This window comes from Herbaspirillum sp. alder98 (assembly GCF_020179755.1).
GTDB lineage: Bacteria > Pseudomonadota > Gammaproteobacteria > Burkholderiales > Burkholderiaceae_D > Herbaspirillum.
The window spans coordinates 270,324-283,280 of record NZ_JAIUCY010000005.1 but is presented as its reverse complement, the minus strand read 5'-3'; the positions used below and the strand labels follow the sequence as shown (position 1 = coordinate 283,280).

Below are 12,957 nucleotides of genomic sequence, written 5' to 3'. Positions count from 1 at the left end.
GGTGCTCAAGTGCCCGTCAACGGACCGATGGCGCTTGCATCGGCATGGACCAGGTCCAGCGGTGCGCGCTGGCCGCGCAGGTAATCGTCGACGCAGCGCAGCACCAGCGGGCTGCGGTGCCGCTCGGCGCACGCGGCCAGTTCGTCGCGAGTGAGCCAGATGGTGCCGACGATGCCATCGTCAAGGGGCAGGTCCTGCGCCTCTCCCGCCTCGCCGGCAAAGGCGAAACGCAGATAGGTGACGCTCATGCCGCCGCGCGATGACGAGACATTGCGCGACAGGTAGCTGCCCACCAGTGCAGTAGGCGTGAATACGCGCGCCGATTCTTCCAGCGCTTCGCGGGCGACCGCTTGCAGCAGCGACTCGCCGGGTTCCAGGTGCCCGGCCGGCTGGTTGATGCGAATGATCCCGCCACTTTGCTCTTCCACCATCAGGAAACGACCCTGTTGTTCGATGATGGCCGCGACCGTGACGGACGGTTTCCAGACTTCAGACATTGAGGACCTCGTTAATTCGTTATTTTAACGCGTTGCGCCAGACTCTTCAGCGCAAAGCCCCGTCCGGTGGCGCTTCGCAGTGACGGCAATACCTTAGTGGAATTATGGGTTTTTAATTTTTGTCGTGTAAGATTCGGGTAAGAATCAACTAACAGGAGCTTTGCATGAGGATAGGTATTCCCGCCGAAAGTCGGGATGGCGAAACGCGTGTTGCAGCGACCCCGGAAACAGTCAAGAAACTGGTGGCCGCCAAGCACGAAGTGATGATCGAATCCGGGGCCGGTGTCAAATCCAGCATCCCCGACGATGCCTATATCGCCGTCGGCGCCAGCATCGGCAGCGCCGACGCGGTCTATACCGCCGAAGTGCTGCTGAAGGTCCGGGCGCCCAGCGAATCCGAGCGCGCCCGCATCAAGACCGGCACGGTCGTGGTCGGCATGCTCAACCCGTTCGACGCCGACAACAATGCCGCCATGGCCGCCGCCGGCCTGACCGCCTTCGCGCTCGAAGCCGCGCCGCGCACCACCCGTGCCCAGTCGCTCGACGTGCTGTCGTCGCAGGCCAACATCGCCGGCTACAAGGCGGTGCTGATGGCGGCCAACACCTACCAGCGCTTCATGCCGATGCTGATGACGGCGGCCGGTACGGTCAAGGCCGCGCGCATCCTGATCATGGGCGCCGGCGTCGCCGGTTTGCAGGCCATCGCCACGGCCAAGCGCCTGGGCGCGGTGATCGAGGCGTCCGACGTGCGTCCGGCCGTCAAGGAGCAGATCGAGTCGCTCGGCGCCAAGTTCCTGGATGTGCCGTTCATCACCGATGAAGAAAAGGAAATCGCGCAAGGCGTGGGCGGTTACGCCCGCCCGATGCCGGCCGACTGGATGCGACGCCAGGCCGAGCTGGTCCACGAGCGCGCCAAGCAGGCCGATATCATCATCACCACCGCGTTGATTCCGGGCCGTAAAGCGCCGGTGCTGATCAGCGAAGAAACCGTCAAGGCCATGAAGCCGGGCTCGGTGATTCTCGACATGGCGGTCGACCAGGGCGGTAACTGCCCCTTGTCGGAGCCGGGCAAGACCGTCATCAAGCATGGCGTGCACATCATCGGCGAAGGCAACCTGGCCGCGCTGGTGGCCGCCGACGCTTCGGCGCTGTATGCCCGCAACGTGCTGGACTTCCTCAAGCTGATCATCGATGCCGAAGGCCGGCTTGTGATCAACAAGGAAGACGATATCGTCGCCGCCACGCTGATGTGCCAGGGTGGCGAGGTATTGCGCAAGTAAGACCTGCCCTCTTCGACAAGGAAAGAAGTCAATGCAACGCATCATGCTGCGCGCCAAGATCCACCGCGCAACCGTCACGCAATGCGATCTCAACTATGAAGGCTCCTGCGGCATCGATGAAGATCTGCTGGAAGCGGCCGACATGCGCGAGTTCGAAAAGATCGAGCTTTATAACGTCAACAACGGCGAACGCTTCTCGACCTATGCCATTCGCGGCAAGCGTGGCAGCGGCGAGATTTCACTCAACGGCGCGGCGGCTCGTCGTGCCCAGCTGGGTGATCTGCTGATCATCTGCACCTATGCGCCGATGACCGATGAGGAAGTCACGCAATATGTGCCCAGGATCGTGTTCGTCGACGACAGCAACCGCATCACCAGTCTCAAGGCGATCTGACCCCGCGATGTCGCCATCGCGCAATAACCAGAGGAACAAACAATGGAAGTCAGCCATACCATCATCAACCTGATCATCTTCGTACTGGCGATCTACGTCGGCTACCACGTGGTCTGGACCGTCACCCCGGCGCTGCATACACCGCTCATGGCGGTGACCAACGCCATCTCGGCCATCATCATCATCGGCGCCATGCTGGCAGCCGGCCTCACCGAAGGCCCGGTCGGTCGCATCGCCGGTACGCTGGGCGTGGCGCTGGCCGCCGTGAACGTGTTCGGCGGCTTCATGGTCACGCAGCGCATGCTCGAGATGTTCAAGAAAAAAGAACCCAAGGCAAAGGCAGGAGCATCGGCATGAGCATGAACCTCGTTACCCTGCTGTACCTGATCGCATCGATCTGTTTCATCCAGTCGTTGAAGGGCCTGTCGCATCCGGCCACCGCCCGTCGCGGTAACAACTTCGGCATGGCCGGCATGCTGATCGCGGTAGTGACCACGCTGGCGCTGATCGTCAAGTTGAAGGGCGATGGCGCCGATTCGTCCAGCAACATCGGCTATATGCTGGTGGCTGCCGGCGTGATCGTCGGCGGCGGCATTGGCGCCTTCCTGGCGCGCAGTGTCGAAATGACCAAGATGCCCGAACTGGTGGCGGCGATGCACTCGTTGATCGGCCTGGCGGCCGTGTGTATTGCTGTCGCGGCGGTGGCCGAACCGTGGGCGCTGGGCATTTCTGCGCATGGCGCGGCGATTCCCGTAGGCAACCGGGTCGAGCTGTTCATCGGCACCTTCGTCGGCGCCATCACCTTCTCGGGTTCGGTGATCGCCTTCGGCAAGCTGTCGGGCAAGTACAAGTTCCGCCTGTTCCAGGGCGCGCCGGTCAGCTTTTCGGGCCAGCACTTCCTGAACCTGCTTCTGGCCGTGGCGATGCTGGGCTTCGGCATCATCTTCGTGCTCACGCAGGACTGGCTGCCGTTCATCATCATGGCGGCGATCGCCTTCGTGCTGGGCGTGCTGATCATCATCCCCATCGGCGGCGCCGATATGCCGGTGGTGGTGTCGATGCTCAACAGCTACTCGGGTTGGGCCGCGGCCGGTATCGGTTTCTCGCTGAACAACTCGATGCTGATCATTGCCGGCTCCCTGGTGGGGTCCAGCGGCGCGATCCTGTCGTACATCATGTGCAAGGCGATGAACCGCTCGTTCTTCAACGTGATCCTGGGCGGCTTCGGCGGTGAAGCTGCGGCGGCCACCGGTGGCGCGCAACAGCAGCGTCCGGTCAAGTCGGGCTCGTCCGACGATGCGGCCTTCCTGATGGGCAATGCCGAGACCGTGATCATCGTGCCCGGCTACGGCCTGGCGGTGGCGCGTGCCCAGCATGCGCTGAAGGAACTGACCGAGAAGCTGACCCACAAGGGCGTCACCGTCAAGTACGCGATCCACCCGGTGGCGGGTCGCATGCCAGGCCACATGAACGTGTTGCTGGCCGAAGCCGAGGTGCCGTACGACCAGGTGTTCGAGATGGAAGACATCAACAGCGAGTTCGCCCAGGCCGATGTGGTGCTGGTGCTGGGCGCCAACGACGTGGTCAATCCGGCCGCCAAGGACCCCAAGTCGCCGATCGCCGGCATGCCGATCCTGGAGGCCTACAAGGCCAAGACCGTGATCGTCAACAAGCGTTCGATGGCAGCCGGCTATGCCGGCCTGGACAATGAACTGTTCTACATGGACAAGACCATGATGGTCTTCGGCGACGCCAAGAAGGTCATCGAAGACATGGTCAAGGCCGTTGACTGAGCGGTTTGTCGAACCCATGAAAAACCCCGCTGCGATGTGAGTCGCAGCGGGGTTTTTGTTTGGGCTTTTGCGGTTTTACTTGGTGCCGAAGATACGGTCGCCGGCATCGCCCAGTCCGGGCACGATGTAGGCATCTTCATCCAGGTGCGAGTCGAGCGAGGCGACGTAGAGCTTCACGTCCGGATGCGCGTCGGTAAAGACCTTCACCCCTTCGGGCGCCGCCACCAGCGCCACGAACACGATGTGCTCGTTGGGCACGCCGCGCTTCTTGAGCGCATCGACCGCATACACGGCCGAATTGCCGGTGGCCACCATCGGGTCGCACAGGATCATGGTGCGGTCCTGCAGGTCCGGCAGGCGGACCAGGTATTCGACCGGTTGATGATTGGCATCGCGATAGACGCCGATATGCCCCACGCGAGCCGACGGGATCAGTTCCAGCAAGCCATCGCTCATGCCCACGCCGGCCCGCAGCACCGGCACGATCGCCAGTTTCTTGCCGGCGATCACCGGCGCGTCGTAGGTCACCAGGGGTGTCTCGATCTTCTCGGTGGTCAGCGGCAGGTCACGCGTGATTTCATACCCCATCAACAGCGTGATCTCACGCAGCAGATCGCGGAAGGTACGGGTCGAGGTGCGCTTGTCGCGCATGTGCGTGAGCTTGTGCTGGATCAGCGGGTGATCCAGGATGAACAGGTTCTTGAAGCGGGGGTCTTGTTTCATGATGGGGGGTGTTCTGGCAGGTTGGATGCGGCATTGTCTCATGCCCGAGCCGCAGTTAGCGTCGGCCGAACATCATCTGCTGCGCCAGCAAGTCGCGCGCCGGCTTGATCAGGTCGATCATCCCCAGCGACGCTCCCAGCAAGGCCTGGGTCAACGAACCCTGCGGCGCGCTGGCAAAGATGCGCGCCATGGTATCGGTCAGGCCGACGGTGAGGCGGCGGTCGGTGCGGCGCTGTTCGGCGAAGCTGCGCAAGGCCTGCGGCGTGTGGTCGTGCGCCAGCAGTCCGGCCAGCACCCGCGCATCGCGCAGGCCGAGGTTGAGACCTTGCCCGGCCACCGGATGCAGGGTCTGCGCCGCATTGCCGATGGCCACCACGCGGGCGCCGGCGTCGACACCGGCGTTCAGGCCCAGCGGGTAGGCGTGCCGCGTACCGATGCTGGTGAACCGGCCCAGGCGCTGGCCGAAGGCCTGCCCCAGCGCCGCCAGGAACGCTGCATCGTCCAGCGCCTGTAAAGTTTCTGCACTGGACGGACTGACGCACCATACCAGCGCGTAGCCGTCGTCCTGCGGCAGCAGCGCCAACGGGCCTTCATCGGTAAAGCGTTCGAAGGCGCGATGGGCGATGGGCGCATCGACCCGCACATGGGCGATCAAGGCCAGTTGCTGATAATCACGTTGAACGTTCTTCTGCAATTGCTGGCCGAAGATGCCGCCTTCGGCCTGGATCGCCAATGCCGCCGTGAGGCTGCGTTCGTCGCGCAGTCGCACCACCACATGGTCGTCCTGCTGCTCCAGGGCCACTACCTCGGCCGGGCGCAGCAGCTGCACGCCGGTGGCGGCGACGACGCTATCGAGCGCCTGGTTCACCGCGCCATAGCGCGCCACATAGCCCAGCGCCGGCAGCGCATGGTCGCGCCGGTCGAGCAGGGTGCGGCCGAAGTGGCCGCGCCGCGAGACGTGGATCTGTTCGATGGCGGTGGCGCTGCGCTCGATGGCTTGCCAGGCCCCGAGTTCTTCGATGATCTGGCGACTGCCATAGGACAGCGCGATGGTGCGCGGATCGGCCGCCGCCTGCGCCGGTTGTTTCTGGTCGACCAGCGCGATGCGCGACACATCTGCGCCGCGCGCGGCCAGCAGTGCTGCGCTGGCCAGGCCGACCGGCCCGCCGCCGCAGATGATCAGGTCGAAGTCCGGGGTGAAGGGGATGCTGCTGGTCATGAGCCCTGGCGCATCAATGCTTCGATGTCGGCAACCGTCGACGGCACGCCGGTGGTCAGCAATTCGCACCCGCCGGGCGTGACATGGGCGTCGTCTTCGATGCGGATGCCGATGTTCCAGTACTGCTCGGGCACCCCTTCGGCCGGGCGCACATAGATGCCCGGTTCAATCGTCAGCACCATGCCTGGCTGCAGCGTGCGCCAGGGTTTGCTGCCGTCGGCGGCAGGCGGATCGCGGTAGTCGCCCACGTCATGCACGTCCATGCCCAGCCAATGGCCGGTGCGGTGCATGTAGAACTGGCGATAGGCGCCCTGTTCGATCACGTCGTCGCGGCTGCCGAGCTTGTTGCCATCCAGCAGTCCGGTATCGAGCATGCCCTGGGCCAGGATGCGTACGGCGGCGTCATGGCCATCCATGAAACGCTTGCCGGGCGCGGTTTCGGCCACCGCAGCGGCATGCGCGGCCAGCACGATTTCGTAGAGTTCGCGCTGCGGTCCCGAGAAGCGGCCGTTGGCGGGGAAGGTGCGCGTGATGTCGGCGGCATAGCTGTCGAGTTCGCAACCGGCATCGATCAGGACCAGATCGCCATCCTTGAGTTCGGCGTCGCCGGCGCGATAGTGCAGCACGCAGGCGTTGGCGCCGGTGGCGACGATCGAACCGTAGGCCGGAAACTGCGAACCGTTGCGGCGGAACTCGTGCAGCAGTTCGGCTTCGAGATGGTATTCGCGCAGGCCCGGGCGCGACAGGCGCATGGCGCGGCAATGCGCCTCGGCCGAAATCACGCCGGCGCGCTTCATGGTGTCGATCTCGACGGCATCCTTGTGCAGCCGCATGTCGTCCAGCAGCACGTTGACGTCAACGATCCGCCCGGGCGCGGCCACGCCGCTGCGGGCCAGGCCGCGCACGCCTTGCAGCCAGTCCTGCAAGCGCGCGTCGCGGCTGCGGTCCTGCCCCAGCGAGTAGAAGATCGCCGGCGCGTCCGCCAGCAGGGCCGGCATGCTCTTGTCGAGTTCTTCGATCGGGTGGGCCGCATCGAAGGCGAACTCCAGCTGCGCCGCCTGCGGGCCGAAGCGATAACCGTCCCAGATCTCGCGTTCCAGGTTCTTGTCGCGGCAGAACAGGATGCTGCGGGTTTCGGGGCCGGCCACCAGCACCATCACCGCCTCGGGCTCGGTAAATCCGGACAGGTAGTGGAAGTAGCTGTCGTGGCGATACGGATAGTCGGCATCGCGGTTGCGCATCACTTCGGGCGCGGTGCCGATGATGGCAACGCCGCCGCCGGCGGCCTGCATGCTGGCGAGCAGGCGGCGACGGCGCTCGAGGTGTGGAGTGGCGTTGAAGGTCATGGGCGTTGGGCTCCAGGCGGCTGGTTCAGTTCTTCCAGTTGTTCGACGGTACCGACGTTATGCCAGGGGCCGCGATAGACATCGCCACCGACCTGGCCGCGCGCGGCATATTCGCGTAGCAAAGGCCCCAGTTTGGCATGTTCTCCGGGCGTGATGGCATCGAACATCTGGGGCCGATAGACGCCGATATTGGCGAAGGTCAGGCGAGGCTGGCCTTCGTTGGCGATCGAGAAATTATTCAGCACGAAGTCGCCTTCGGGATGGAACGACGGATTCTTCACCAGGTACAGCCAGGCCACGTCGCGCTTGTCCAGGGCCAGCGGGTTGCCCCACGGGTCGTTGTCTTCCAGCACCGTCTTGACCTGCTCGTAGTCGAAATGGGGGCACCAGATATCGCCCGAGACCGCCACGAACGGCTGTTCGCCCAGCAGGTGCCGGGCCTGGGCGATGCCGCCCGCCGTTTCCAGCGCCGTCGTTTCGGGAGAGTAGCGTAACTGCGCGCCGAACTGGCTGCCGTCGCCCAGGGTATCTTCGATCATCTGGCCCAGGTGGGCATGGTTGATGACGATCTCGGTGATGCCGGCGCGCACCAGCGACAGGATCTGCCACACGATCAGTGGCCGGCCGCGCACTTTCAGCAGCGGCTTGGGGCAGGTATCGGTCAACGGGCGCATGCGGGTGCCGCGACCGGCGGCGAAGATCATGGCCTTCATGTCAGAACGTGTAGCCGAACTTGGGCGCCAGGTCCTTGTGCAGGCCCTCGATCAGGCGCACCAGCGGTGAAAAGGCGACATAGCGCCGGGCCGTCTTGAGGGTGTACTCCATGACCAGCGGCATGTCCTTCAGGTAACCGTCCTTGCCATCGCGGTGATACAGGCGGGCGAAGATGCCCAGCACCTTCAGGTGGCGCTGCAGCCCCATCCATTCGAAATCGCGATAGAAACCGTCGATGTCGGGCGCCACCGGCAGGCCGGCGCGGCGGGCTTTTTCCCAATAGCGGATGGCCCAGTCCAGCACCAGTTCCTCGTCCCACTGGATGTAGGCGTCGCGCAACAGCGAAACCAGGTCGTAGGTGATGGGGCCGTAGACGGCATCCTGGAAATCAAGGATGCCCGGGTTGCCGCTGGGTAGCACCATCAGGTTGCGCGAATGGTAGTCTCGGTGCACATAGACCGGCGGTTGCGCCAGGTTGTTGGCCAGGATGGCGTCGAAGGCCTTGGTCAATACGGCGTTCTGCTCGTCGGACAGCGTCACGCCCAGGTGCTTGCCGATATACCACTCGCGGAACAGCTCCAGTTCGCGCGACAGCAGGGCCCGGTCATACTCCGGCAGGGCATCGGGTTTGCTTTGCGCTTGTAAAAGTACCAGGGCATCGATCGCGTCCATGTATAGTCTGTGCGCGCTGTCGCCATTGAGCTGGTGCAGGTAGGTGGTGGATCCCAGGTCGGACAGCAGCAGGAAGCCCTGCTCGACGTCCTGCGCCAGGATCTTCGGTACCGTCACCCCGGTGGCGCCGAAGACCCCGGCGACCTGGATGAAGGGCCGCACGTCTTCCTGCGGGGGCGGCGCATCCATGGCGATGACGCTGCCGCCGGCGACTGTGTCCACCCGGAAATACCGGCGGAAACTGGCATCGGCCGACGCCGGGCGCAGGGTGGAAAGGTCGACCGGGATGGTGTCGAGCGTAGCGAGCCAGGCTTGCAATTGCAGCTGGCGATGATCGGGGGTAGAACTTGGTGAAGACATGAACAATCTGAGGAATTCGTTTGATGGGGATGAGTTCTCATATAATAAGGGATTAACTTCAAAAAATCCGCCTGCACGGTGTCTTGCCACTCTTTTCATGATCCGGTTCCCCAAGTCTCTCTCTGAACGTACCGTCAATTGGCGGACCGCAAGGCGCTTCTCGTCGCTGCTGATGGCCGTATCGGCTGTCGGCCTGTTGCCGCTCACGGTCCATGCCCAGATGACCCTGCCCGCGCCGGCGGTCGCGCCGGTCGACGACAAGGACGCTCCCGTCAATGTCAGCGCCGAGCAGATGACCGGTCGGCCGGATCGCCAGGTCAATCTCGATCGCGACGTCGAGATCGTCAAGGGCGGCACCACCATCAAGGCTGATCGCGCCGAATACCGCATCATCCAGGACGAGGTCGAAGCGACCGGGCACGTCTGGATGAAGCGCCTGCAGGATCGCTATACGGGTGACCATGCGCAGATGAACATGGGCTCCGGCGCCGGTTTCGTGACCAATCCGACCTACCTGATCGGCAAGAATGGCGGGCGTGGCCGGGCCGAGCGCATCGACTTCCTGTCGGACGACCAGGCGGAGGTCACCAAGGGCACCTACAGCACCTGTGAGGCGACCGACCCCGACTGGTATCTGCAGGCCAATACCATGGACCTCGATAGCGGCCGTGAAGTCGGCACCATGCATGGCGGCCTGCTGTACTTCAAGGGGGTGCCGATCCTGGGTTCGCCCTGGATGTCGTTCCCGCTGTCGGGTGAGCGCAAGTCGGGTGTGCTGCCGCCGACCATCGGCGTGACGACCACCGGTGGCGCCGAGATATCGGTACCGTATTATTTCAACCTGGCCCCCAACTACGACCTGACGCTGTTCCCCAAGTACATCGCGCGTCGCGGGTTGCAGATGGGCGCCGAGACGCGTTATCTGGGCGAGAGCTATTCCGGCACCACCCACGTCGAAGGTATCCAGGACCGGATTACCGGCACCGGCCGCTATTCGTTGTCGTCGCAACATCTGCAGACGCTGGCCCCCGGGTTGGGCCTGAGCTGGAACCTGAACAAGGCCTCGGACAACGACTATCCATCGGACTTCGCCCATTCGATCACCGGCAGTACCCAGCGCCTGCTCACCCGTGACGTCGCCCTGGCCTACAGCAGCACCTACTGGAGCGTGGTCGGGCGGGTCACCAAGTACCAGTTGCTGCAAGACGTCAACAGTCCCATTACCAAGCCCTATGAACGGGTGCCGCAGTTGGTCTTCAACGGTAACCGCTATGACATCGGTGGTTTCGATTTCAACACGGTAGCCGATTACACCCGCTTCGCCAGCGGCGACCTGGTGGGTGGCGATCGCGCCTTCATCACGCAGTCGGTGTCCTATCCCATCGTGCGTCCGGGGTATTTCATCACGCCCAAGGTCATACTGGACGCCACCAGTTATCGTCTGAATAACCTGGCCCAGGGGCAGCGCGCCGATTACACCCGCACGGTGCCGACGGCATCGCTTGATGCCGGCCTGATCTTCGAGCGCGAGTCCGCCCTGCTCGGGCGCAATATGACCCAGACGCTGGAGCCGCGCCTGTTCTATGTGCGCACGCCCTATCGCGACCAGTCGATGTTGCCCATCTTCGACTCCGGCCTGGCCGATTTCAACCTGGCCCAGATCTTTACCGAAAACCGTTTCGTCGGCCATGACCGCATCAGCGACGCCAACCAGGTGACCGGCGCCGTCACGACGCGCTTCATCGAGGAAAACGGCCTGGAGCGCTTGCGGGCCACGGTTGGCCAGCGGTTTTACGTCAGCGATCCACGGGTGACGCTCAACGGCACCACCGCGACTACCTTGGGCAGCAAGTCCGACCTGCTGCTGTCGCTGGGCGGTCAGATTACCCGTGAGGTGTCTACCGATAACACGGTGCAGTACAGCGAGACGTTGCGCCAGATGGTCCGTTCCACCTTCGGCGTGCGCTGGCAACCAGCGCCCAAGCGTGTGCTCAATCTGCAATACCGGCTTGACCGCACCTATGTCAATCCTCTCACCGGCTTGCTCGATCCGCTCAAGCAGGTCGATATGTCCGGGCAGTGGCCGGTGTCGCAACGCTGGTATGCTGTGGGCCGCATCAACTACTCCATTCCTGACCGTACCGTCGCCGAAGGCTTGCTGGGGATGGAATACAAGGCAGATTGCTGGGTCTTCCGGGTAGTGGCGCAGCGTATTCCCACGTCGTCGACCAAGGCGTCCACGGGCTTCTTCTTCCAGTTGGAGCTCAATGGCCTGTCGCGGATCGGCTCGAACCCGTTGGAAGCACTCAAGGCCAGCGTGCCCGGGTACCAGAACGTAAACCTCCCGGATCGCAACAATCCGAACGACAATTTCTAATCTATCGTGAACCAACGTCTTCTTGCCATGCGCAATATGCAAACACCACTCCTTGCCAAAACCAAAACAGCGACCGCGCTGCTGTGCATGCTGGGCGTGATCGGCAGCGCACATGCGCAATTTGCCGCCACGATCATCCCCACCGCGCCGTCCGAGACGACGGTGCCGGAACCGATTCCCTCGCCATCGTCGACACCGGCGCCGGCACGCACCCAGGGCGCCGCTCCGGTCCGTCCGGCGCCGGCGCCCGTGCGTCCCGCCGCCAATCGTGTGGCCCCGGCACCGGCTGCGGCCCCGTCGCCGGCGACCGGCGCACGTGCCGAACCGACGGCGGTCGATTCCATCATCGTGGTGGTCAACAACGACGTGATCACGCGCCAGGAAGTGGCCGATCGCCTGCGCACCATCGAGCAGCGCATGGCGGCCCAGAATGTGCCGGTGCCGCCGCGCAGCCAGTTGGTGCGCCAGTTGGTCGAGCGCATGATCGTCGAGCGCGCCCAGACCCAGATGGCCAAGGAAAGCGGCATCGTGGTGGATGACGCCATGCTCGACCGCGCCATGCAGCGGATCGCCGAGCAGAACAAGATTTCCATGGCTGCGCTGCGCACGCAACTGGAAAAGGACGGCATCGTCTATGCCTCCTTCCGCGAAGATATCCGACGCGAAATCCTCAGCCAGCGCCTGCGTGAGCGCGAAGTCGACAACAAGATCACGGTGACCGAATCCGAAGTCGACAACTATCTCGCCGCCGAGTCCAACGCCGGCGCCGCCCACCAGGAAATCGACATCGCCCAGATCCTGATCCGGGTGCCCGAGAACGCCTCGCCAGAACAACTGGCCCAGCGTCGCGAGCGCGCCGAAGACGTCCTGCGTCAACTGCGCACCGGGGCCGACTTTGCCAAGACCGCAGCGGCCTACTCCGACGGCGCCGACGCCCTGACCGGCGGCGACCTGGGCTGGCGTCCGGCCGATCGCCTGCCGCAATTGTTCGTCGATGCGACCGCCAGCCTGCAGGATGGCCAGGTCAGCGCCATCGTCAAGAGCGGCAACGGTTTCCATATCCTCAAGCTGGTGGGGCGTCGCGCCGCCGATAACACGCAGGCGACGGCGCCGGCAGTGCAGCAGACGCATGCCCGCCATATCCTGATCAAGGTCACGCAAGTGGTGACGGCGGCCGAAGCGCGCCGCAAGCTGACCGAACTCAAGGAGCGCCTGGACAACGGCGCCAACTTTGAAGAACTCGCCAAGCTGTACTCCAACGACTTGTCGGCCGCCAAGGGTGGTGATCTTGGCTGGGTGTACCCTGGCGACACGGTGCCTGAATTCGAGCGTGCAATGGATCAGCTCAAGCCTGGTGAAGTCAGCCAGCCGGTCGAGTCGCCCTTCGGCTTCCACCTGATCCAGGTGGTCGAGCGCAAGACTGACGATGCATCGCGCGAACGTACCCGCGCCGCAGCGCGCCAGGCCATCCGTGAGCGCAAGATCGAGGAAGCCAACGAAGACTGGCTGCGCCAGATTCGCGATCGCGCCTACGTCGAGTATCGTAACGACGAGTGATGTTGCCGCCGGCCGCGAGGCCGGC

The 12,957-nt window shown here is 63.9% G+C and carries 12 protein-coding genes; 6 read left to right on the top strand and 6 right to left on the bottom strand.

All coding sequences use genetic code 11. The annotated features are described in order from the left end of the window. Positions 1-5: 5 nt before the first annotated feature. Positions 6-497 carry an NUDIX hydrolase gene (locus LBW87_RS14000; RefSeq protein WP_225202102.1) on the bottom strand — a complete coding sequence of 164 codons (492 nt, stop codon included), beginning with the start codon at positions 495-497 and terminating at the stop codon, positions 6-8. Positions 498-661: 164 nt separating this feature from the next. On the opposite strand from LBW87_RS14000, the gene LBW87_RS13995 reads away from it, so the two are divergent. From LBW87_RS13995 to LBW87_RS13980, 4 genes are read left to right on the top strand one after another with little or no spacing between them, the layout of a single operon-like run. Then, on the top strand, positions 662-1,777 hold the full coding sequence (locus LBW87_RS13995) for a Re/Si-specific NAD(P)(+) transhydrogenase subunit alpha (protein ID WP_225202101.1): 1,116 nt from the start codon (positions 662-664) through the stop codon (positions 1,775-1,777). A gap of 31 nt (positions 1,778-1,808) precedes the next feature. Continuing rightward, entirely contained in the window at positions 1,809-2,171 is a 363-nt protein-coding gene (gene panD, locus LBW87_RS13990) for an aspartate 1-decarboxylase (protein ID WP_225202100.1), read from the top strand. A gap of 42 nt (positions 2,172-2,213) precedes the next feature. Continuing rightward, positions 2,214-2,528, top strand: coding sequence for an NAD(P) transhydrogenase subunit alpha (locus LBW87_RS13985; RefSeq protein ID WP_225202099.1), 315 nt, complete (start codon positions 2,214-2,216; stop codon positions 2,526-2,528). Beyond that, entirely contained in the window at positions 2,525-3,964 is a 1,440-nt protein-coding gene (locus LBW87_RS13980) for an NAD(P)(+) transhydrogenase (Re/Si-specific) subunit beta (RefSeq protein ID WP_225202098.1), read from the top strand. The genes LBW87_RS13985 and LBW87_RS13980 overlap by 4 nt, the downstream gene beginning before the upstream one ends. A gap of 75 nt (positions 3,965-4,039) precedes the next feature. Here the strand turns inward: LBW87_RS13980 and upp are convergent, their stop codons facing one another. From upp to LBW87_RS13955, 5 genes are read right to left on the bottom strand one after another with little or no spacing between them, the layout of a single operon-like run. After that, positions 4,040-4,687, bottom strand: coding sequence for a uracil phosphoribosyltransferase (gene upp / locus LBW87_RS13975; RefSeq protein WP_225202097.1), 648 nt, complete (start codon positions 4,685-4,687; stop codon positions 4,040-4,042). A 55-nt stretch (positions 4,688-4,742) separates the two neighbouring features. Further along, entirely contained in the window at positions 4,743-5,906 is a 1,164-nt protein-coding gene (locus LBW87_RS13970; RefSeq protein ID WP_225202096.1) for an FAD-dependent monooxygenase, read from the bottom strand. After that, positions 5,903-7,252, bottom strand: coding sequence for an aminopeptidase P N-terminal domain-containing protein (locus LBW87_RS13965; RefSeq protein ID WP_225202095.1), 1,350 nt, complete (start codon positions 7,250-7,252; stop codon positions 5,903-5,905). Before LBW87_RS13965 ends, LBW87_RS13970 begins: the two co-directional genes overlap by 4 nt. After that, a complete protein-coding gene (gene murU / locus LBW87_RS13960; RefSeq protein WP_225202094.1) occupies positions 7,249-7,965 on the bottom strand; it encodes an N-acetylmuramate alpha-1-phosphate uridylyltransferase MurU in 717 nt (238 codons plus the stop codon). The genes LBW87_RS13965 and murU overlap by 4 nt, the downstream gene beginning before the upstream one ends. A 1-nt stretch (position 7,966) precedes the next feature. Continuing rightward, positions 7,967-8,998: an aminoglycoside phosphotransferase family protein gene (locus LBW87_RS13955; protein ID WP_225202093.1), complete on the bottom strand. Its 1,032-nt coding sequence runs from the start codon at positions 8,996-8,998 to the stop codon at positions 7,967-7,969. Between the two features lie 97 nt (positions 8,999-9,095). Between LBW87_RS13955 and LBW87_RS13950 the strand changes: the two genes are divergently transcribed. Both LBW87_RS13950 and LBW87_RS13945 read left to right on the top strand, forming a co-directional pair. Beyond that, positions 9,096-11,375 carry an LPS-assembly protein LptD gene (locus tag LBW87_RS13950; RefSeq protein ID WP_225202092.1) on the top strand — a complete coding sequence of 760 codons (2,280 nt, stop codon included), beginning with the start codon at positions 9,096-9,098 and terminating at the stop codon, positions 11,373-11,375. A gap of 27 nt (positions 11,376-11,402) precedes the next feature. Then, entirely contained in the window at positions 11,403-12,932 is a 1,530-nt protein-coding gene (locus LBW87_RS13945) for a peptidylprolyl isomerase (protein WP_225202091.1), read from the top strand. Positions 12,933-12,957 lie beyond the last annotated feature (25 nt).

Excerpts from the sequence above, each read along its gene's own strand:
- LBW87_RS14000 (WP_225202102.1), bottom strand. The coding sequence starts at position 497 with ATGTCTGAAGTCTGGAAACCGTCCGTCACGGTCGCGGCCATCATCGAA.
- LBW87_RS13995 (WP_225202101.1), top strand. The coding sequence starts at position 662 with ATGAGGATAGGTATTCCCGCCGAAAGTCGGGATGGCGAAACGCGTGTT.
- panD (WP_225202100.1), top strand. The coding sequence starts at position 1,809 with ATGCAACGCATCATGCTGCGCGCCAAGATCCACCGCGCAACCGTCACG.
- LBW87_RS13985 (WP_225202099.1), top strand. The coding sequence starts at position 2,214 with ATGGAAGTCAGCCATACCATCATCAACCTGATCATCTTCGTACTGGCG.
- LBW87_RS13980 (WP_225202098.1), top strand. The coding sequence starts at position 2,525 with ATGAGCATGAACCTCGTTACCCTGCTGTACCTGATCGCATCGATCTGT.
- upp (WP_225202097.1), bottom strand. The coding sequence starts at position 4,687 with ATGAAACAAGACCCCCGCTTCAAGAACCTGTTCATCCTGGATCACCCG.
- LBW87_RS13970 (WP_225202096.1), bottom strand. The coding sequence starts at position 5,906 with ATGACCAGCAGCATCCCCTTCACCCCGGACTTCGACCTGATCATCTGC.
- LBW87_RS13965 (WP_225202095.1), bottom strand. The coding sequence starts at position 7,252 with ATGACCTTCAACGCCACTCCACACCTCGAGCGCCGTCGCCGCCTGCTC.
- murU (WP_225202094.1), bottom strand. The coding sequence starts at position 7,965 with ATGAAGGCCATGATCTTCGCCGCCGGTCGCGGCACCCGCATGCGCCCG.
- LBW87_RS13955 (WP_225202093.1), bottom strand. The coding sequence starts at position 8,998 with ATGTCTTCACCAAGTTCTACCCCCGATCATCGCCAGCTGCAATTGCAA.
- LBW87_RS13950 (WP_225202092.1), top strand. The coding sequence starts at position 9,096 with ATGATCCGGTTCCCCAAGTCTCTCTCTGAACGTACCGTCAATTGGCGG.
- LBW87_RS13945 (WP_225202091.1), top strand. The coding sequence starts at position 11,403 with ATGCGCAATATGCAAACACCACTCCTTGCCAAAACCAAAACAGCGACC.